Genomic DNA, 21,123 nt, shown 5'->3' with positions numbered 1-21,123 from the left:
AGATTACAAGTTATGGATTACTCAACCAATAAACACGGAATTAATAGAAAAATAAAAAGGTGCAGATTCTATAAAACCTGCACCTTTTTATCAGCTTGTACTATTTAGTCTAAACCAAGTTCCAAATTTCCTCCTGGAATTGCATCAAGCAAATCGCGAGTGTATTCCATCTGTGGATGATCGAATACCTCATCTGTAGTTGCATGCTCAACAAGCTTTCCATGCTGCATAACAACAACTTCGTCTGCAATCTGACGAACGACAGCCAAATCGTGTGTGATGAACAAATAGCTCAAACCACGCTCCGCCTGCAAATCGTTAAGCAAGTGCAAAACCTGATCTTGCACAAGCACATCCAAAGCAGATACAGCTTCATCGCAAACTATAACATCTGGGTCCAAAGCCATAGCACGAGCAATCGCAATTCGTTGACGCTGTCCTCCAGAAAGTTCGTTCGGGAATCGAGTCATAACTGAAGCAGGCATACGAACCATGTCTAGAAGCTCTACCACACGGTTTTTACGACTCTTTTTATCACCAATCTTATGAATACGCAAAGGTTCTTCAATTGAACGATAAATTGAGTACATAGGATCCAAAGAACCATACGGATTCTGGAAAACTGGCTGCACATGGCGACGGAAGTCAAGCAAATCCGAACCCTTTAAATCGGAAATATTCTTACCTTCGTAAGTAACAGTTCCACTTGTTGGCTTAAGAAGTCGCAAAACCATATTCGCAACAGTAGATTTACCTGAACCAGATTCACCAACGATAGCTAACGTCGTACCACGCTTAATAGAGAATGAAACGTCGTCAACAGCCTTAAAAAGCTCTTTCTTGCGAGGAAGCTTAAACTCACGAGTTAAGTGATCCACAGTAATAATATGCTCACTTTTTTCGAGAGTTTGCTCACCTACTACATGATGCTCAAGCAAGTTATCAGCGTTACCACCGTGTTCTTTAACAGAAATAATGCGCTGAGAAGCTAAGCTTGGAGCGGCAGCAACAAGTCTCTTTGTATACGGATGCTGAGGATGCTGCAAAACTTCCAACGATGGGCCAGACTCAACAACACGACCCTTATACATAACAACAACATGCTGCGCGCGAGAGGCAGCCAAACCTAAATCGTGTGTAATGAAGAGAACAGAAGTTCCGAGCGAATCAGTTAGTGTATGCAAATGGTCAAGAATACGCTTTTGCACAGTAACATCCAAAGCGGAAGTTGGCTCATCTGCAATAAGCAAGTCCGGTCGGCAAGCCAAACCAATAGCAATCAAAGCGCGCTGACGCATACCACCGGAAAACTCATGTGGGAACTGACGTGCACGAGTTGCAGCATCTGGCAAACCAGCTTCATCGAGCAAACCAGCAATACGATCTTCAACGCTTGCACCTACAACATACTTTTTGGCAATTTCCCAAGCTTTGTCGTCATTTACACCATATTTGATTAAATCGTCTGCTACGCGCCAACGAGTTTCAGAGCCTGGAACCCACTCTTTCTTGTAGTAATCAATAGCTTCATTGAACTTTTCAGCATCGTTATGCTCATCAAGCCCAACTTCTTTCAAAGCTTTCTTAGCAACTTCAATCAAATCTGGTAATTCTTTAGAGCCAAGGAATGTTTCATCCTCATTGCTTTTGACTTGAACAGAATCGCCTGCAAGAGCCTCAGCTAATGAAGAACGCTTCTCGTGATCAACGTCAACACCATTTGCGATTAATGCTTCTTTAACTTGTTCGCCAATACGCCACACAGGGTTCAAGTTGCTCATAGGATCCTGCGGAACTAGGCCCATTGCAGTACCACGCAAGGCAGCAATCTCTTTTGGCTTCAAACTGCTAATTTCTTTACCCTTGAGCTTAATAGATCCACCTGTAACATGACCGGTTCCAGGAAGAAGACCAAGAACAGCCATTGCAGAAGTGGACTTTCCTGAACCAGATTCACCTACAATTGCAACCCACTGACCAGGATAAACACAGAAGCTAGCATCTCTAACAGCATGAACAGCTTTTTTTGAGTCTGTTGTGAAATCAACCTGGAGATTTTTTACTTCCAACAATGGCCCTTGCTCTAGCTGCATGGCGCGAATGTCTATATCTTTACGTGTTGTATTCATAAGTTTTATTCCTCCACGCTAAATTCACGCCTTACGGCTCTTCGGATCTAATGCATCCTTTACAGCATCACCCATCATAATAAAGGCGAGCACAGTAATTGCGAGTGCAATAGACGGATAGAACAAGACTTCTGGGTTCGTAGTAAGAACATTTCTAGCGGTAGAAATATCTCCACCCCAGCTGACAGTAGTACTTGGTAAACCAATTCCAAGGAAGCTTAATGTTGCTTCCAACACAATATAAGTTCCAAGCGAAGTTGTTCCAACAACAATGATTGGAGCCAAAGAGTTCGGGATAATGTGTTTGAAAAGATTACGTATTGGAGTAGATCCTAAAGCAGTAGATGCGGTATTGAATTCAAGATTTTTTGATTCCATAACAGCGCTTCGTGCAATACGAGCAACGCTAACCCATCCAAAAAGCACCATAACAAGCACAATTTTCCAAATTGATTTAGATGTACGGAACATTTGTAAAACTACGATTGCACCAAGAAGCATTGGTAAAGCCAAGAAGATATCAGTTATTCGGCTGAGAATAGTATCAACCCAGCCTCCGAAGAATCCTGCTAACGCACCAATTAAAGAACCAACAAGTACAACCAAAATAGTTGCAAGCAAACCAACACTTAGCGATGTACGAGTACCATAAACAACTCGAGCATAAATATCGCAACCTTGCATATCAAAACCAAATGGATGCGCGGCTGAAGCTGGCTCAAGAGAGTGTTCCAAAACGCAATAATTAGGATTGTGCTTTGTAAGAATGCTTGGGAAGAACGCAACAAAAATAATTGCAATAATCAAAATTGCAGAAACAATAAACAATGGATTCCTGCGCAAAGTTCTCCAAGTATCTGCCCACATACTCGTTGCAGCAGCGGATTCGTCTACGGAATCCACTTCTTGAATAGGCGTATCGTCTAATGGTGCAACGTAGCGTTCTTGCCCCGGTAATATATCGCAATTTGAAGCATTATTTGCAATCAAATCATTTTTCATCAAATTATCTTCCATAGTGTACTCCCCTCACGCGTAACGAATGCGCGGATCAAGAGCCGCGTACAACATATCAACAAGAAAATTGCTAAATACAAATATCAATGTCAAAAGCGTGACAATGGAAACAACAAGGTTTCCTTCTCCTTTTAGAATCCCTTGATATGTGAGGAATCCAACGCCATGAATGTTGAAGATCGTTTCCGAAATCATTGCACCGCCCATAAGAGCACCCAAATCCTGACCTAAGAAGGTGACGACAGGTATAAGCGAGTTGCGCAAAACGTGACGAACAATAACAGAGCCTTCTTTTAAGCCCTTTGCACGAGCTGTACGCACATAATCGAGCGAAATATTTGAAGAAATTTCAGATCTTGTAAGTCGAATGATATACGCCATAGACACAGAACCAAGAACCATTGCAGGAAGAAGCAAATCGAAGAATCCAGGATCGTTACTAGCTGTAACTGGTAATATGCGCCATTTAACACCAAATAAGTATTGTCCTACGAAACCTGTCACAAATGTTGGAACAGAAATAAGAAGAAGAGATACAACCAGAATCACACTGTCATACCACTTGCCTTTCTTCAAACCTGAAATTATGCCAAATATGACACCAAATATTGCCTCGAAAGCGAATGCCATAATTGCTAGTTGAACAGTAACCGGGAATGCACGACCAATTTCATCGATAACTGGTTGACCTGCAAAAGTATGACCAAAATCGAGGGTAAGAGCATTCTTTAAGAAAAGTAAATATTGAATAATAAATGGTTTATCTAAGTTATACTCGGCTCGTATTTGTGCAGCCACTGCAGGATTAACAGGTTTTTCTCCAAACATTGCTTTTACTGGGTCTCCAGGCAAAGCAAATACTAAAGCATAAACTAATAATGTTGTGCCGAGAACAACAGGAATCATCTGCAAAATACGACGCAGAATGTACTTACCCATCGAATTCTCCTTGAATTGTTAAAACTTACTCAAAAAACAACAAAGTGCCGCTCCAGCTCAATAGTTTTATTTAACTAGTTTAGCTGGAGCAGCAATTTCGCAATAAGCGATATTAAATTATTAAGAGGAACCAACTAGTGTTACCTACTAACTTTCTAAAAAGTATGTAACACTATGCTGTTTTCTTAATTAGCTACCAGCTTATTTGTGAAGCTGATAGTACAGCGGCATATTCTGCCAATCCATTGTGAAGCCCTTCAAAGTTGGAACCATCACAGCCTTAGCGTTCGAGTAGAACAATGGGACAGATGGAAGATCCTCAAGAAGGATTTCGTTTGCTTGCTGATAGAGCTTAATAGCCTCTTCTGGCTTAGCAGATGCAGCTTTCTTAAGTAAATCGTCGAACTTTGGATTCTTATAATCACCTTCGTTGGAACCATTGCCATCAGCTGCAACGGAAGCAAATTCCTGAGTCAAGTAATTTTCTGCACTTGGATAATCTGGCATCCAACCTGCACGCCATGCACCCTTAATCTGACGCTTAGCGCAAGCATTACGGAATTCCTGGAATGTAGGAATTGGAGTGGTCTCAGCCTTGATTCCAAGATTATTCTTGAGGGAATTCACAACAGCATCAAACACAGACTTTGCATTTCCATCGGCATTGTAGGAGAAAGTAAGAGATCCATCATACTTAGAAATCTTATCTGCCTTAGCCCAAAGTTCCTTAGCTTTCTTTGCATTAAATTCTACGTTCTCATGACCCTTAAGATCAGCCTTATAGCCTGGAGTCAATGGAGAAGTAAATTCGTTCGCAGGAGAAGCAGTGCCATTGAGAATCTTGTTGATAATCACCTTACGGTCTATAGCCATAGAAATAGCTTGACGACGAAGCTTACCTTCTTCAGTCTTTACATCAAAGTGCGGGAGACTTGAAGGAATAGTGAACTGTTGGATTACAGAACCTGGACGGTTGTAAGCCTTAACAGTTGTATCTTTCTGGAAAGTCTTAGTTTGGGTATCTGGAATATTATCAGTCATATCGAGGTTTCCAGCCTGCACATCGCGGTATGCAGCGTTACCATCTGTATAAACCTTGAAAGTTACGCCATCATTCTGAGCCTTACGTGGACCATCGTAATCTGGGTTCTTCACAACTTCAATCTGCTTGTTGTGATCCCAAGACTTGAACAAGTATGGACCAGAAGAAACAGGCTTTTCGCCATAAGCCTTTGGATCCTTGTAGAAGGATTCCGGAAGTGGAGCAAATGCCAAGTAGCCAACCTTAATTGGGAATACAGAATCTGGCTGTTCCAAATCAACGGTAAAAGTATTTTCATCAACAACCTTCAAACCAGAAAGCTGTTCGTCACCCTTAGTACCATCCTTCTGCAAATCAGCATAACCCTTAATGGTTTGGAAGAAGGAAGCACACTTCTGAGCATTCTTAGCGTTAGCGACGAAGCTCCAAGCTTTCACAAAGCTTTCGGCTGTAATAGGAGTGCCATCGCTGAACTTCTTTCCTTTCTTAACCTTCACGGTGTACTGGGTAGCATCAGCATTTGGAGTGATGCTTTCAGCATCCTCATTCACAGGATTACCTTTTTCATCGAAAGTTACCAACGTGGAATTAACCAACATGGCAGGACGAGCGCCAGCATTTTCGTTAATATTTCCAGGGACTAATTCGTTTTGTGGCTCAGAGTTTGAAACGGTAATAATAACCTTGCCACCGTTTGTTTGTGCATTCTTAGCGGAAGAGCCACAGCCACCAAGTAACATTGCCAGCGAGCAGGCAGCAGCAGCGAAAGCCAAAGCCTTATTCTTCATATATTTTTCTCCTAACGTCTGGTAGGCAGGATTGTCATATCACAAAAAAGCCAAACATCAGCTAAAACATAAAAATCCATCCGGTTTTTATTGCCAGATGGATTCTCGCAAGCCAATGACGAGGCCTCTTCGTTGATTAAAATTCAATGATACGTATTTTTACAAACAATGCAATAGTAAAAGAAAATTGAAAAAAATATTGTATATTAGTAATAATTAATTATTTAAGTCTAGATTTAATTATAAATACCGAAAATTTTATTATTTATATAGTAAAATTTATTGTTTTTTATAGATATATGTATATTACAAAAATGTAAATTAACATATTTATTATGTAAAAAACATGTTAAATATGAATAATTGAATGTTTAAAACATTTACTATCATGCACGCGGAAAAGCTTGAGAATACTTACGTTTTAAAGATTCAATAGAAACATGAGTGTAACGCTGAGTAGTATTAAGCGATGAATGACCCAATAATTCCTGCACTTCGCGTAAATCTGCCCCTCCATTCAACATATGCGTAGCAGCACTATGCCGCAAAGCATGAGGAGAAATATCCGGAACATGCGCACTTTTAGCCTCGTCATGCACAATCTGCCTTACCAAACGCTGATCAATACGCTTTCCGCGAGTACCAAGAAATACTGCCTCTTCAACAGAATTTCGCAATAAAATTTCTCGTCCATCTTTAGAAATCCAAGCAGATAAAGCTTTATAAGCAGGAACCCCAAAAGGCACAACACGCTGCTTATTTCCCTTACCAGTAACTTTTATAGTGTGCGAGGAAAAATTAATATCCTGAATATTTAAACTAGTAAGCTCACCAACACGAATACCAGTCGCATATAAAAGCTCCAGAATTGCAGCATTGCGAAGTCCTATAGCTTTCTGATTTTTGGGACACGAAGTTGAAACATTAGCTTTAGAATCAACATTATTCATTAATGATTCTGCTTGATATTCATCCAAAACAGATGGCAGCATATTTTTAATTTTTGGCGTCATTAAAATTTCTGCAGGATTACCGCTTATGTATTCAACATGCTGACACCACGCAAAAAAACCACGCACCGCAACTACTTTGCGAGCCAAACTTGAACGCGCATGACTTCGCGACTCATCAGCCATCCACGAACGCAAATCATCCGTAGTAAGCTCCGAAATATTATTAAATCCGTGCCGATTACACCATGCTAAACATTGCAAAATATCACTGGCATAAGCTTTCTGCGTGCGTTCACCCAAGCCTTTATTAGCACGAACATAATCAATATAATCATCTATTAAACTCATATATTTAGAAGGTAAGCCTAAGAAATTTTCAGAAACAAATTTATTGTTGCTCATACTTAACTCACCCTTCCATAAAAGTTTAAAACAAAACGTTTGCCATATACTTCAGTCACATGCATAATACAACAAGGAGCATGTTATGAACACACAAACACGGAATTTAACTACACTACCACAGCAAATACCTGCAGGCTCGCGCATAGTAGTAAGAACTTACAAAATTATAGAAGACAATAACAATGGAACACAAAAAATCGAGTATCATGATGCAATTGGGCACGTACTCGAGTGGGACGGGGTAATGCTTCATTTACTTCGAGATCCTGCAGCAAACGGCACTAGAGCTGCCGAAGAAATGTTCATTGATGCCAAAACTATTTACCGTTTAAAGCCAATCCCAGAACGCAAATTCCAAAAGCCGCTTAGTCTGTAGAATTGTCTGATAAGGAGCAAGTTTTACACATTTCTCAAGGAAGCATCTGAGCGCAATAGCAGTTGCGAAGATTCGTTGATGTTAAATCCGGAAAGTTCAACAATGGATTCTCCTAAGCGCGCGGATTCTAATAATTCCTGCTGCCAATTGATTTGAGAATCATACTTCCACAATCTGCTATTTGCAGCATCGCTTTGTTGCATACTAGTTTTAGACGAGTTGCGCTGCAAGTATTTATATTCTCTCCAAGATTGAGCTTTAGCAAAAAACTCTTGCTCTAAAGCATCCGCGGTTTCAACATCATTATCTAACATATTTGCAGCAAAAGTTAGCTCAGAAATTACGGAACGCAATAATTTCGCAGTATTATGCCGATTTTCACTTACCATAGCACGAGTGCGTTGAGGATCAGTAAGAGCAACTCGTGTCATATCTCGCCAGGAACCTGCAGATAGTTGTAAAGCAATAGCACGATTAGATTGTTCACATAATACGTTTGCAAGAGCTGTTGCAACAACATGAGGCATATGAGAAATAAGAGCTGCAGAATTATCGTGCGTTGCATCATCCAAAACTATTGCGCGATTCTTGCATAGCGAAACAATCATTTGCAAAATATTTCTAACTCGCCAAAACTCAGTAGAATCATCAACAGTTAAAGCCCACAAAGCACCATTTAAAAGCTCACCACTAGAAGCTTTCCAACCAGTAAATTCACTACCAGCCATCGGATGCGCACCAACGTAGCAATCTTGCAAACCTGCTGCAGCAACCTGATTTCTAACTAAAGTTTTTACGCTACCAACATCGCTAATAGTTGTGCAAGATTTGTCAATATAAGGTGCAACTTCATGCAAAATACTTGGCATAGCGGCTAAAGCATTGCATAAAATCAAAACATTTGGACGAAGTTTAGCTAAATCTTGCACATTGTCTACGCAAGTAATTCCTAAACTTTTAGCTTCGTCATAAGGCTCATTATGACGATTCCATGCATATACGTTGCAATTTGCCAGTTTAGCAAGTCGTTTTGCAAGAGATCCACCAATAAGACCAAGACCTACAATACCAACAGAAAAATTTTGAGAAAATTCAGCATCGTCTACCATAATAATTCTCTTTCTGCACGCATTACGTTCAAATTACGTAAAGCATCAACTGAAGGTTCAACGCACACTCCACCATGAGGTAGCATCCAATCATCCATCACCGGATTCTTGCGTTTATCAGAAGAATACACTGCTAAAACTCGAACCCAATCACCATGTTCAACAACCTCTTGAATCATATCTTTACACATAGAATCCCAAGGAGCAGAATCAACAGTTGCAATAAAACTGTATAAACCGCCTCGCCCTTTAATCGGTCTAGACATAAAGGAAGTCATATTAAGACCATGATCACGCACAACATCAAGCAAATTTGCTAACACGCCAGCACCTGTGCAACGCGGAATAAATGCAATAATTGAGGAAAATGATGAAAAGTTTTCTCGCTGCACATTAACAAAATCTAAAGCCTGATCTCGAGGAGCTAGCACTAAAAACTCAGTTCGCGCGCCAGAAAAATCTTCAACTGCTTCACTCACAATCTGCCTATTGTATAAATCAGCACAAATTTTAGGGCATAAAGCAACTTCTCCAGGAACTAAATCCCTACAAGCAGCAGCATTTGAAGACGCAGTTTTTTCTTTCAATCCACGCTCTTGAGCAAACTTACGACATTGTGCCAACGCATGCGGATGAGCAACAATAGTAGAACAGTTATCGATTGAATCTGACTTGCAAATAACAGCATCAAAACTAATATCGACTCCTACGCGAGCAATACCAACCATATTCTTTGCATCAATTAGTAAATCTAAATTAGGTATTACAACGCCCTCAATATTGTTTTCCCACGCAATAACACCCCAATTGTTATGCTCTTCAATTTCACTAGCAATACTAAGAACATTCTCGCAAGCAATTGGAATAAGTCGCAAATTCTCAAATGATTGTAACTGCTGCTGAACTTTTAAAGCTGCTTGATGAGTAAAAGAACCTTCCGGCCCTAAATAGCATAATTTACGTGAGAACTTACTGTTACTACTATTCATAAGTATTCCTTAAAAACTGTTGCAGTTAAGAATATTGTAATCAAGACTACTGTAAAAAATACTGCTTAATACTTCTTTGTATGCAAAATTCACAGCGAAGTCACGCTTAAATTATTGCAAATTCTTTGCTCATTTCACTATTCAATAACAAACCAACGCTGAGGCATACAAAGCAAGACTAAGTGAGCAACAAGAACGCCGTAAAGCCAAAAATATCCAACATATTGCGAACACCATGGCAACGGTATTGTGAAACCAACAGGTACTAGAATTGCACTGCCAATAAAATCTAATGCGAGAATCCAAGCAAACGCGGAGAAAACTATTGCGTGAATAAGTAATCCACTCCAACCACTACGAGATCTTGCACACCAAGCAGACAAAAACAGCAAAAGCATAGATAATACGAATCCGTAAGGAATGTTATCCATTGCACCGCAGCGATGAGCAAAAGTACCAATCAACGCGCATATTACTGCAGAAACACACGTGGTCGCATACCTGCCCCACGAAGGCAAGCGATGCGACCACGGTTTCGACGACATAATAAAACCTAACGTTCCATTACTAATTGGTATATTGCGATTATCATGCAGCGTTGTTGTTTTGACGACGCTGCTTAGCACGCCACTTATACCATTCGTCACGGCTCAAAATAATCTTGCGCACGCGAATTGCTTCAGGTGTAACTTCCACGCATTCGTCTTCGTTAGCAAAGTCAAGAGACTCTTCCAAGCTCATCTTGATTGGCGGAGTCAAGGTCTCGAGAACATCAGCGGTTGAAGAACGCATGTTAGTCATGTGCTTAGCAAGCGTAATGTTTACATCCAGCTCATCTGGCTTGTTGTTAATACCAACGATTTGTCCTTCGTAAACTGGGCTTTGTGGATCAACGAAGAATACGCCACGAGCTTGCAAACGCTGCATAGCATAAGGAGTTGCAACACCCTTGCGGTCACAAACCATGGAACCATTCTGACGAGTCACAATCTGACCAGCCCATGGAGCATAACCGGCGGAAATAGAGCTTGCAATACCAGTTCCGCGAGTAGCAGAAAGCAAAGCAGTGCGGAAACCGATAAGACCACGCGAAGGAACAGTAAATTGCAAACGAACCCAACCAGAACCGTGGTTGCTCATAGAATCCATGCGACCCTTGCGATCAGCCATAAGCTGAGTGACGGTACCCATGTACTCTTCTGGGACGTCAATCGTAGTGCTTTCCATAGGCTCATTAATTTGACCATCAATAGTCTTGGTAACAACCTGAGGACGACCAACTGTAAGCTCGTAGCCTTCGCGACGCATCTGCTCAGCTAGCACAGCCAAAGCAAGCTCGCCACGACCTTGAACTTCCCAAGCATCTGGACGCTCAGTTGGAATAACCTTAATAGAAACGTTACCAATAAGCTCGCGATCCAAACGATCCTTAATCATACGAGCAGTAAGCTTATGATCCTTGCCTTCAGTTCCAGCAAGAGGAGAATCGTTTACTCCGAAAGTCATAGAAATTGCAGGATCGTCGACATGAATTAATGGAAGCGGCTTTGGATCGTTTTGGTCAACGATAGTTTCGCCAATCATAATGTCGTTTACGCCAGCAACAGCAACAATGTCGCCAGGACCTGCAGAAGCTACAGGAGTGCGCTCCAAACCTTGAGTGCGAAGAAGCTCAGAAACACGGAAGTTTTCAATGGAACCGTCGACGCGAGAAAGACCGTAAGTCTTGCCCTTTTCCAAAGTTCCGTTGTAAATTCGCACTAAACCGAGACGACCCAAGAAGTCAGAGGAATCAATGTTTGCAACATGAGCTTGAAGAGGAGCACCTTCTTCGTATTCAGGAGCTGGAATGTTCGAAATAATAGAATCAAACAATGGCTCCAAATTATCGTTATCTGGCAAACCACCATTTTCAGGCTGATTAACAGAAGCATAACCAGCTTTAGCAGCGCAATAAATTACTGGCAAATCAAGCAAAGCGTCGAGATCGAGGTCAATACCTTCCTCGACAACATCCTGAGCCAAGCCAAGAAGCAAATCTGTAGATTCGCCAACAACTTCTTCAATACGAGCATCTGGACGATCTACCTTATTTACGCACAAAATAACAGGAAGCTTAGCTTCCAAAGCTTTACGAAGCACAAAGCGAGTCTGTGGAAGAGGACCTTCAGAAGCGTCAACCAACAAAACAACGCCGTCAACCATAGAGATACCACGCTCGACCTCACCACCGAAATCAGCGTGACCTGGAGTATCAATAACGTTAATAGTGATACCTTCTGGATGACCATACTTTTCAGCTAATGGACCTGTGTACTGCACAGCAGTGTTCTTAGCAAGAATAGTAATGCCCTTTTCGCGTTCCAAATCATTGGAATCCATAACGCGATCTGGAACTTCTTCACGCTCAGAAAATACGTGCGACTGCTGAAGCATGGCGTTTACCAGAGTGGTCTTACCGTGGTCTACGTGCGCCACAATTGCCACATTTCGAATATCACCGCGAACAGTCATCACAAACCTCTTCCATTCTTCGCGTTTAAGTAATTATTAACATGCAACCGCTTAAGCTATAAATATCGGCTGAAACAGTAGCTATATACATTATTGACAAGCACCCAAATAGGTAAACTGCCAAACCGCACCGATTTTACTAGTGAGCGCAGACAGCTTTTAATCCACACTAACGCAGAACAACAAGAACTTACGCAACAACACCTTTAGCAATAAGCTCACGCGCAACTTCGCGGTACTCTTTTGCAGTCTTGTGTTCAGGAGCAAAAATAGTGATAGGAACTGCAGCAACTGTAGAATCTGGCAGCTTAATAGAACGCGAAATCACAGAGTGCAAAACGCGATCTTGGAAAGCTTCATAAATGCGCTGCAACACTTCCTCACTATGAAGTGTGCGAGTGTACATAGTGACAAGAACTCCAAATACTTTAAGATTTGGATTAATACGAGATTGTACCTTCTCAATTGATTGCATAAGAAGAGCCACGCCTCGAAGAGCAAAAAACTCTGCAGCAAGTGGAATAATCACACCATCAGCTGCCGTTAACGCGTTTACAGTAAGCAAGCCGAGAGAAGGCTGACAATCGACTATAATAACATCGTATTCGTCGCGCACTTTGCGCAATACACCTGCTAATATTTGCTCTCGTCCTACTTCAGTTACTAACTGAACTTCAGCTGCAGATAAATCAATATTTGCAGGAATAATATCAATATTTTCTGTTTCAGTATGACGAATTACGTCGTGAACATCTACAGACGAATCAAATAATGCCGTATAAACTGTATTATCAAGCGCATTTGCGTTAATTCCAAGTCCAACTGTTGCCGCACCTTGCGGATCGAAATCAACAATCAAAACGCGACGACCATACTGACTTAGTGCGCCAGCAATATTAATGGAACTTGTAGTTTTACCAACTCCACCTTTCTGGTTGCACATTGCAATAATGCGAGCAGGACCATGTGAAGTTAACGGCTCTGGTGCATGAAAAGTTTCGTATTCGCGTCCAAGTAAATCAGTAGGCATGTTCCCCACTTTATCAACAGGTATACTCACGAAACTCTGAGCATAAAATTATTTAGCTCGAGGATGACTCATTACGTAAGCTTCAACTAATGCGTCGGGACTAATATGCGTATAAATTTGCGTAGTTGTTACGGAAGCGTGACCAAGAAGCTCTTGAACTGTGCGCACATCAGCACCACCTGCAATAAGATGCGTGGCAAGAGAATGACGCAGCGTATGCGGATGCAATGGTTTGTCAAGTTTTGCACGCTCGCCAGCTTGCGTTACTATTGCCCATGCTGATTGACGAGAAAGTGCATTACCTCTCTTATTTAAGAAAATTGTGTGCAATTCACGTTTGCCCTTTAACGCTAATTCTGGGCGAGATTTCTCCATATAGTTACGAAGAGCACGAACAGCACAACCACCAATCGGAACTAAACGCTGCTTAGAGCCTTTACCTGTAAGTTTTACAACAGATTCGTTTAAATCAATATCTTCGAATTTTACGCCAACTGCTTCCGAAATTCGCGCTCCAGTAGCGTATAAAAACTCGAGAAGAGCAGTATCTCTAATCGAAATAGCATCGGAACTTCCAAAATTCCCTGCAGCTTCAATAACTCTATTTACTTCTTCAATACTTAAAACATCCGGCAAGTAGTCTGCTTGTTTTGGAGCTTTTACTTGCGCTGAAACGTCAGCTTGTATGTCACCATGAGCAAGCATAAAGCGATGCCACTCGTGAATACTTGCAAGTCGACGCGCAACTGTCCTAGTCCCCAACCCTAATTCATTCAAAGTTCGAATGTATGATTCAATATCTAATTGAGAAATAGTAGCAATATCTTTTATTTTTCGTTCGTCGCAAAGCCAGCATGTGTAATCTTGCAAATCTGAAGCGTACGCAGATACTGTTTTTTTAGAAAGACCACGCTCAATATCAATATGCGCAATAAAGCGTTGAATATGAAGTGCAAACTCTTCAGGAATATTATTTTCCCTATTGTCAGAATCAAGATTTGAGCGCATAAAAATAATTATAGCTAATAAGTAAATTTGTTGATTTAAAAGAAAAAGCCCACCTAAATTGGTGGGCTTAAAATAGAACTCTATTAAAGCAAAATCAGGCTTCAACTGGAGCGTTTACATCAGCTGGCAATGCAGCCTTAGCAGCTTCGACAACAGCCTTGAAAGCTTCAATATCGGAAACTGCGAGCTCAGCAAGAGCGCGACGATCCAATTCGATGCCTGCCAAGTGCAAGCCCTGAATGAAGCGATTGTAAGTGATGCCTTCAGCGCGAACTGCTGCGTTAATGCGCTGAATCCACAACTTGCGGAAATCACCCTTGCGAGCCTTGCGGTCGCGGAAGTTATAAGTAAATGAGTGGAGCAGCTGTTCCTTTGCCTTGCGATAAAGACGGGAGCGCTGACCGCGGTAACCAGAAGCCCTCTCAAGAACAACGCGACGCTTCTTGTGAGCGTTTACTGCGCGCTTTACTCGTGCCATAAGTATTCCTCAGCTTTCTTAAAAATTTTCGATTGCGTATTCGTTTACAAGCAATTCTTACTTGTTACTTACTTAACGAGCAAGCCCTTAAGCTTCTTGCTCTGCGCAGTAGCCAATACTTTATCTTCAGAAAGAGCACGACGCTTACGAGCCGACTTGTGCTCCAAGTTGTGGCGCATGGCGCTACCATCGTGCATCACCTTACCGGTACCGGTAAGACGAACGCGCTTGGACGCTGCGGAATTAGTTTTCATCTTCGGCATTGCTGCCCTCCTTGTGATGTTGATCGGATTGCATAGCATTTACTGCAGCTGCAGCTTGTGACTGAACCTCTTGCTTAGCTGCAAGACGAGCAGCCTGACGAGCTTGACGCTCAGCGCGAGATTCAGCGCCACGACGACGTTGCTCAGACTGTGTATGAATTTTCTTGCCTTTTGGAGCAAGAGTCATAATAATATTTCGACCTTCTTGCTTTGGCGCAAACTCTACTGTGCCACTTTCAGAGACCTCATCTGCAAGTCGGCGCAACAATTCAACGCCACCAACCGGACGAGATTGCTCACGGCCACGCAACATAATAGTTACTTTTACCTTGTCTCCGCCGTTCAAGAAACGAAGCACATGACCTTTCTTCACATCGAAATCATGATCGTCGATCTTGAGACGGAAACGAATTTCCTTAACCTCTGCGACGGTCTGATTACGACGTGCTTCACGAGCCTTAATCTTTTCGTTGTACTTGTACTTACCGTAGTCAATAAGCTTGGCTACTGGAGGCTTAGCAGTAGGTGCAACTTCGACAAGATCGAGGTTAGCTTCCCTTGCAAGGTTTAACGCGACAGAGGTTGCGATAACTCCCACTTGCTCGCCCTTTGGACCAATAAGGCGCACCTGAGGGACTCGAATTTCCTCGTTAATGCGTGGTTCGTCGCTAATGATGACTCCAATCCTTCTAAATACTTGTAAGATGTAATACACCAAGAAGTCCAAGAGCTTAAGATTCACCACTTCATATCAATAAAACGCTATATAACAGCGCAGCAAGCAGCACAAGAGCTAACTTGCGTGACCGAAGTCATGAACCCGAAACCACAGTAGGCTTCCAGGTGGGGACATCCCACTTTCTTGATTACTCAAGCCGAATATTCATTTTACTAGAAGCCTTGACAAAAAGCAGCCAACACACGAAACGCGTTTTGACTGCCACAAATCAAAGCTAGAACTATGCGATTTCTACGCTAACTGCATTGGCTCAGGCTTCAATCCATCATGATTAAAGTACACATCATACCAAGTCAGGAATGTGTAAACTGTCCAAATCTTACGACGATCGTCATTTTTCTTTGCATAATTATCGTCAATCATACGAAGTAAAGCATCTCTATCGAAGAATTTAGCAGCATCGTCACTTTCAAACGTCTTACGGACAATCTTATAAAAACGTTCCTCACGCAACCAATCCTTAACTGGCACAGGGAAACCAAGCTTTTCTCTGTCATACCAAGCTTTTGGCAAATGACGGGACGCAGCTTTTCGGAAAGCAAACTTCGTATTTTCATCAGTAATTAAATATTTAGTAGGAACTTTTTCTGCAACATCCATAAGAACACGATCAAGCAAAGGCACGCGAAGCTCCAAAGAATGTGCCATAGTCATTTTATCTGCCTTAAGCAAAATATCTCCTGGCATCCATTGATGCATATCAAGATATTGCTTTTTCTTCACTTCAGAAAGTCCCTTACCAGCAATTCTATTGTAAATAGCATCAACAATGCTGCGAACGCTAGGACCCTTGCGATACTCAGGCTTCAAAAGTTTTACAGCATCTTCCTCATTGAAAACCTTTGACTGACCGATAAAATGCTCCTCAGCTGGAGCCAAATTAGCGTACAAATGCCACGCTCCATGGAAATGCTTACCCTTTGCAGCTCGACCAATCGCGTAACGCAACTTTTTTGGCAACTTTGCAAGCATGCGAGTCACAACTTTAATAAGTTTAGAACGCGTATGAACACCATAATCAATGTATCCTGCAAATAATTCATCTGCTCCCTCACCGCTTAGCACAACGCGTAAATCTTGCGAAGCTAATTTTGCAAGGAAGAATAATGGGACGCAAGAGAAATTAGAATCAGGTTCGTCCAAATACCACTGAATTTGTGGGAAATAACGGAATGCGTCAGCAGCGTCAATAATTTCAGATTTATTGTTTAAGCCAATAATTTTTGCCAATTCGCTTGCTTGTTTGGATTCATTGTATCTTCCACCAGCAAAACCAATAGAATATGTGTGTTCAGGGCGCGCAACAGCGGCAACATAACTTGAATCAACTCCAGAAGAAAGGAACGAACCAACTTCAACATCCGCAATTTGGTGAGCTTGAACAGAATCACAAACTGTTTTATCAATAGAATCAACTAATTCATTCAAGCGTTGCTTTGTTTCTTTGAAATTAGGATCGTAATATTGCTCAATCTTCATTTCGCCATTCTTATACGTAAAGCAATTACCTTCACGCAGCTTAAAAACGCCCTTGAAGAAAGTTTCGTTAATTGCAGGATATTGGAATGTCATAAACGGCTTAAGCGCATTTTCGTTAAGTTCCTTCTTAAAATCTGGATGGCGCAGTAAAGATTTAATTTCGGATCCGTACATAAAAGTACCATTCATTTGCGCATAATAAAAAGGCTTAATACCGAAATGGTCGCGAGCGCCAAACAATTCTTGAGTACTCTTGTTCCAAATAACAAATGCAAACATTCCGCGTAAACGATTAAGTAAGCCTTTACCCCACTCTTCGTATCCGTGCACTAATACTTCTGTATCGCAATCAGTATGGAAAGTGTGACCAGCTTTAATAAGTTCTTCGCGAAGTGGCTTGTAGTTATAAATCTCACCATTAAAAGTAACTGCAAGATTCCCATCCTCGTTGTACATAGGTTGGGATCCACCGTGAAGATCTATAATGCTAAGTCGACGAAAACCAAGTGCTGCGTGTTCGTCAATCATAGTTCCATACTCGTCAGGACCACGATGCGCAATCACATCTGTCATATCTTTTACAATTTGGCTTTTGACGTTAATTGGGGTGTCATTAATGAACCCTGCAATTCCGCACATTTATTTCTCCTCGTAGAATATACAACACAGCATTACGTTAGTCTACTAGCAAATAATTAACGAAAATCCATAATAACTTGGAAAATCTAACTTGCCATGCAATATTACACCAAGCACTTTATGTTAAGCGAGTATTAGTCTAAAAATTCCTGTATTTGCCGGAATAAAAGCAATAAAATACGCTAAAACCAAATCCAAAAAATGGCATAAAACATAGTCAAATGTTGGTTAACACTACGCTTATAAACTCTTGTTATAAATGTATGTCATCAGTACAAATGCAGCGTTATTATGTTGCTATGGAACCTTTGCAACGCTGCGTAGTATTAGCAGCAGGAGATTATTACGATCATACGCGTGAGCATGTGCCAGATCGCGCTTTAACAATTGCAGCTGATGGAGGCTGGGATCATGCATGTAAATTAGGTTTGCATGTGGATGCGCTCATCGGCGATTTTGACTCTGTTAGATTAAAGCTCCCTACTGATGCAGTTATTACTAGATTGCCTGCAGAAAAAGATGATCCGGACTTACTTTCTGCGTTGAAAGTCGGTTGGGCTAAAGGCTCTCGAGAATTTCATATTTTCGGAGGATTAGGTGGTCGAGTTGACCATACTATTTCTAATATTCAACTTATGGTTCGTTTAGCGCGTCGCGGTGGAATTGGATTCTTGTACGGCGACGGTCAAATTGTTACAGCAATACATGATGGATCTCTTGATTTTCCAGCATCATCTGGAAATGATTTGCGCATAGTTTCCGTTTTTTCTCATACTCCAGTTTCTAATGATGTAAATGAAGTTGGATTAAAGTATCAGCTTAAACACGCAACCATGCATGGAGATGCAGTACAAGGTTTAAGTAACGAATTATTAAATGATACGCCGGCTCATATTGATGTTCATGAAGGAACACTTATTGTAACCTTCCCTATTAACGCTCCATTGCCACAAGTGAGCTGGTTTAAAAGACCAATTGGAGATTTAGGCGAAGTTGATGCTTCTATATCGGAAGCATTAGCAGTTCCTCTTGAAAGTGAGACTACTCCAACATATTCGACTACTGCAGCTGCTGAAGCAATGACGTATAACGAATAGCGCAAACTTTAGTTTGCACAAATGGCTGACGAGGATCTTTTACTTGAAAACTCGTCAGCCTTTTTCTTTTTAAAATTACACGCGTTGTTCAATTGAACAATATTGATTCGTAAAATGTTATACAAAAACGCAACTGGAAACTATCAAAAAATTCACAAAAACACTCATAAAACACAGCATGTTAACGCTCACTGTTCTCACAATGCACAATTGCAATAAAAGTGAGCTATATTACAACTCTTCGTACATACCGCACACTAAAATGAACACCGTTAATTCAAATAACGATGACCTAAATGCGTGAGTTTTCATCGCGAAAATAGCGCGGCTTAAAACGTTGCGCACGAGGTCTCACTCAAGGGAGAACCACATGACAGTCAAGATTGGTATTAATGGTTTCGGTCGTATCGGTCGTCTCGCATTCCGTCGTATTTTTGAGCTTCAAGCTCGCGGCGGTCAAGCAGGTGACATCGAAGTCGCAGCCATCAACGATCTGACCACCCCTTCGATGCTCGCCTACTTGCTCAAGTATGACAGCACCCACGGCACATTCCGCCACGATGACGGCACCCCAGTTGAGGTAACCTCCACCGAAGACGCAATCGTTGTAGATGGCAAGACTTATAAGGTTTACGCCGAAAAAGACGCAAATAACATTCCATGGGTTAAGAACGATGGCGTTGAATTCGTTCTCGAATGCACCGGTTTCTACACTTCTGCAGAAAAGTCCCAGGCTCACTTGAACGCAGGCGCTAAGAAGGTTCTTATTTCTGCTCCTGCTAAGGACGAAACCACTCCAACAGTTGTGTTCGGTGTTAACCACGAAATCTTGAAAGCTTCTGACAACATTGTTTCCGCTGGTTCTTGCACCACCAACTCCATGGCCGCAATGGTGAAGTTGCTTCAAGATAACTGGGGAATCAAGTCCGGCTTCATGACCACAATTCACGCCTACACCGGCACTCAGATGATTCTCGACGGTCCACGCGGCTCCAAGCCACGCAACAACCGTTCCGCAGCTTGCAACACCATTGAGCACTCCACCGGCGCTGCTAAGGCAATCGGCAAGGTTGTGCCAGAAGTTAACGGCAAGCTCCAGGGTCACGCACAGCGCATTCAAGTTCCAGACGGCTCTGTTACCGAGTTGACTACTGTTCTTGAGAAGCCAGCAACCACTGAAGAAATTAACGACGCTTTCAAGAAGGCTTTCGAAAACTGCGAGTACTTCGGTTACAATGCAGACAGCATCGTGTCTTCTGACATCATCGGCGACACCCACGGTGGCGTTTTCGATCCAACTCAGACCGACGTGAACACTGTTGACGGTGTAACTTTGGCTCGTACCGTTACCTTCTACGACAACGAGTACGGCTTCACCTCCAACATGATTCGCACCCTTCTTTACTTCGCTGAAATCTCCGAGTAATTTCGCTAAGCATCAATCAGCAATAGCTGGTTGTGCGAATATTTAATATATCAAAAACCCCTTGTGCTGCTTTCTAAGCTACACAAGGGGTTTATATGTTAAGTCAACAGTCGGTATAGCATATCATGTAACAGAATTTGATGGCTGAGTATAAGGCACGGTAACAAAATGAGTAAAAAACATGCAGAAACCGGAAAAGCAACTCCTGCTATTGCGCAACTCGAAAACGCAGGCATCACCTTCCGCATAGCGCAATACGAGCATGACGCTGATCACATGGACGACGGCTACGGAATTGAGGCTGCTGAAAAGCTAGGCGTAAGCGCAGCTCAAGTTTGCAAAACTCTCATGGTTGACACTGGTGAAAAGCGAGTAGTTGGAATTGTTCCAGTAAACGGACGTCTCAATATGAAAGCAATTGCAGGAGCCGTACACGCAAAGAAAGCAAGTATGACAAGCCCAGAAGTTGCGCAACGAGAAAGCGGCTACGTAGTTGGCGGAATTTCACCATTCGGACAAAAAACGCACCATGAAACAGTACTAGATAGTAGCGTAATGCAATTTGATGAGATTCTTGTTTCTGGAGGAAAACGAGGATTGGACGTAGTTCTTAATCCTCAAGATATCGTAACATTATTAAACGCAACTGTAGCTGATATAGCAGCATAAGCAACATAAGCTTTATCACTGCAAATATTGCTAC

19 protein-coding genes are annotated in these 21,123 nt (G+C 41.9%); 4 read left to right on the top strand and 15 right to left on the bottom strand.

From position 1 onward, the window contains the following. Positions 1-104: 104 nt before the first annotated feature. The 5 genes from HXT57_RS02195 to HXT57_RS02175 all read right to left on the bottom strand — a co-directional run bounded on the left by HXT57_RS02195 (position 105) and on the right by HXT57_RS02175 (position 7,270). Positions 105-2,129: a dipeptide ABC transporter ATP-binding protein gene (locus HXT57_RS02195; protein WP_033888614.1), complete on the bottom strand. Its 2,025-nt coding sequence runs from the start codon at positions 2,127-2,129 to the stop codon at positions 105-107. Positions 2,130-2,153: 24 nt separating this feature from the next. After that, positions 2,154-3,146, bottom strand: a complete 993-nt coding sequence (locus HXT57_RS02190; protein ID WP_064621766.1) for an ABC transporter permease — start codon at positions 3,144-3,146, stop codon at positions 2,154-2,156. A 12-nt stretch (positions 3,147-3,158) separates the two neighbouring features. Continuing rightward, a complete protein-coding gene (locus HXT57_RS02185) occupies positions 3,159-4,085 on the bottom strand; it encodes an ABC transporter permease (protein WP_004105077.1) in 927 nt (308 codons plus the stop codon). A gap of 201 nt (positions 4,086-4,286) precedes the next feature. Further along, positions 4,287-5,915, bottom strand: coding sequence for a peptide ABC transporter substrate-binding protein (locus HXT57_RS02180; RefSeq protein WP_004110383.1), 1,629 nt, complete (start codon positions 5,913-5,915; stop codon positions 4,287-4,289). A gap of 386 nt (positions 5,916-6,301) precedes the next feature. After that, complete coding sequence (locus HXT57_RS02175) at positions 6,302-7,270, bottom strand: tyrosine recombinase XerC (RefSeq protein WP_116440549.1); 969 nt, start codon at positions 7,268-7,270, stop codon at positions 6,302-6,304. Positions 7,271-7,355: 85 nt separating this feature from the next. On the opposite strand from HXT57_RS02175, the gene HXT57_RS02170 reads away from it, so the two are divergent. Continuing rightward, positions 7,356-7,649 carry a DUF6725 family protein gene (locus HXT57_RS02170; protein WP_012913969.1) on the top strand — a complete coding sequence of 98 codons (294 nt, stop codon included), beginning with the start codon at positions 7,356-7,358 and terminating at the stop codon, positions 7,647-7,649. A 23-nt stretch (positions 7,650-7,672) separates the two neighbouring features. Here HXT57_RS02170 and HXT57_RS02165 read toward each other — a convergent pair whose 3' ends face one another. From HXT57_RS02165 to asnB, 10 genes are all read right to left on the bottom strand, one after another. After that, on the bottom strand, positions 7,673-8,758 hold the full coding sequence (locus HXT57_RS02165; RefSeq protein WP_116440548.1) for a prephenate dehydrogenase: 1,086 nt from the start codon (positions 8,756-8,758) through the stop codon (positions 7,673-7,675). Beyond that, entirely contained in the window at positions 8,752-9,747 is a 996-nt protein-coding gene (locus HXT57_RS02160; RefSeq protein WP_116440547.1) for a prephenate dehydratase domain-containing protein, read from the bottom strand. Before HXT57_RS02160 ends, HXT57_RS02165 begins: the two co-directional genes overlap by 7 nt. Positions 9,748-9,884: 137 nt before the next feature. Beyond that, entirely contained in the window at positions 9,885-10,292 is a 408-nt protein-coding gene (locus HXT57_RS02155) for a hypothetical protein (RefSeq protein WP_041160476.1), read from the bottom strand. Positions 10,293-10,335: 43 nt separating this feature from the next. Then, a complete protein-coding gene (gene typA / locus HXT57_RS02150; protein WP_064621387.1) occupies positions 10,336-12,261 on the bottom strand; it encodes a translational GTPase TypA in 1,926 nt (641 codons plus the stop codon). 190 nt (positions 12,262-12,451) lie between these two features. Next, complete coding sequence (locus HXT57_RS02145; protein ID WP_004110398.1) at positions 12,452-13,291, bottom strand: ParA family protein; 840 nt, start codon at positions 13,289-13,291, stop codon at positions 12,452-12,454. Between the two features lie 48 nt (positions 13,292-13,339). Further along, complete coding sequence (xerD, locus tag HXT57_RS02140) at positions 13,340-14,299, bottom strand: site-specific tyrosine recombinase XerD (RefSeq protein ID WP_116440631.1); 960 nt, start codon at positions 14,297-14,299, stop codon at positions 13,340-13,342. A 94-nt stretch (positions 14,300-14,393) separates the two neighbouring features. After that, positions 14,394-14,777 carry a 50S ribosomal protein L20 gene (gene rplT, locus HXT57_RS02135; RefSeq protein ID WP_004105106.1) on the bottom strand — a complete coding sequence of 128 codons (384 nt, stop codon included), beginning with the start codon at positions 14,775-14,777 and terminating at the stop codon, positions 14,394-14,396. A 68-nt stretch (positions 14,778-14,845) separates the two neighbouring features. Next, positions 14,846-15,040: a 50S ribosomal protein L35 gene (gene rpmI, locus HXT57_RS02130; protein ID WP_004128670.1), complete on the bottom strand. Its 195-nt coding sequence runs from the start codon at positions 15,038-15,040 to the stop codon at positions 14,846-14,848. After that, positions 15,021-15,758, bottom strand: coding sequence for a translation initiation factor IF-3 (infC, locus tag HXT57_RS02125; protein WP_064621401.1), 738 nt, complete (start codon positions 15,756-15,758; stop codon positions 15,021-15,023). Before infC ends, rpmI begins: the two co-directional genes overlap by 20 nt. A 252-nt stretch (positions 15,759-16,010) precedes the next feature. Next, on the bottom strand, positions 16,011-17,897 hold the full coding sequence (asnB, locus tag HXT57_RS02120; RefSeq protein ID WP_119504674.1) for an asparagine synthase (glutamine-hydrolyzing): 1,887 nt from the start codon (positions 17,895-17,897) through the stop codon (positions 16,011-16,013). Between the two features lie 299 nt (positions 17,898-18,196). Between asnB and HXT57_RS02115 the strand changes: the two genes are divergently transcribed. The 3 genes from HXT57_RS02115 (at position 18,197) to ybaK (ending at position 21,089) form a co-directional block, all read left to right on the top strand. Next, entirely contained in the window at positions 18,197-18,994 is a 798-nt protein-coding gene (locus HXT57_RS02115) for a thiamine diphosphokinase (protein WP_033888660.1), read from the top strand. A 370-nt stretch (positions 18,995-19,364) separates the two neighbouring features. Next, positions 19,365-20,420: a type I glyceraldehyde-3-phosphate dehydrogenase gene (gap, locus tag HXT57_RS02110; RefSeq protein ID WP_004573912.1), complete on the top strand. Its 1,056-nt coding sequence runs from the start codon at positions 19,365-19,367 to the stop codon at positions 20,418-20,420. Positions 20,421-20,588: 168 nt separating this feature from the next. Then, complete coding sequence (gene ybaK / locus HXT57_RS02105; protein ID WP_004105119.1) at positions 20,589-21,089, top strand: Cys-tRNA(Pro) deacylase; 501 nt, start codon at positions 20,589-20,591, stop codon at positions 21,087-21,089. Positions 21,090-21,123: the final 34 nt, after the last annotated feature.

The sequence above is a fragment of the Gardnerella sp. KA00771 genome (assembly GCF_049244045.1).
GTDB lineage: Bacteria > Actinomycetota > Actinomycetes > Actinomycetales > Bifidobacteriaceae > Bifidobacterium > Bifidobacterium swidsinskii.
This window is presented reverse-complemented; position numbering and strand designations above follow the sequence as displayed.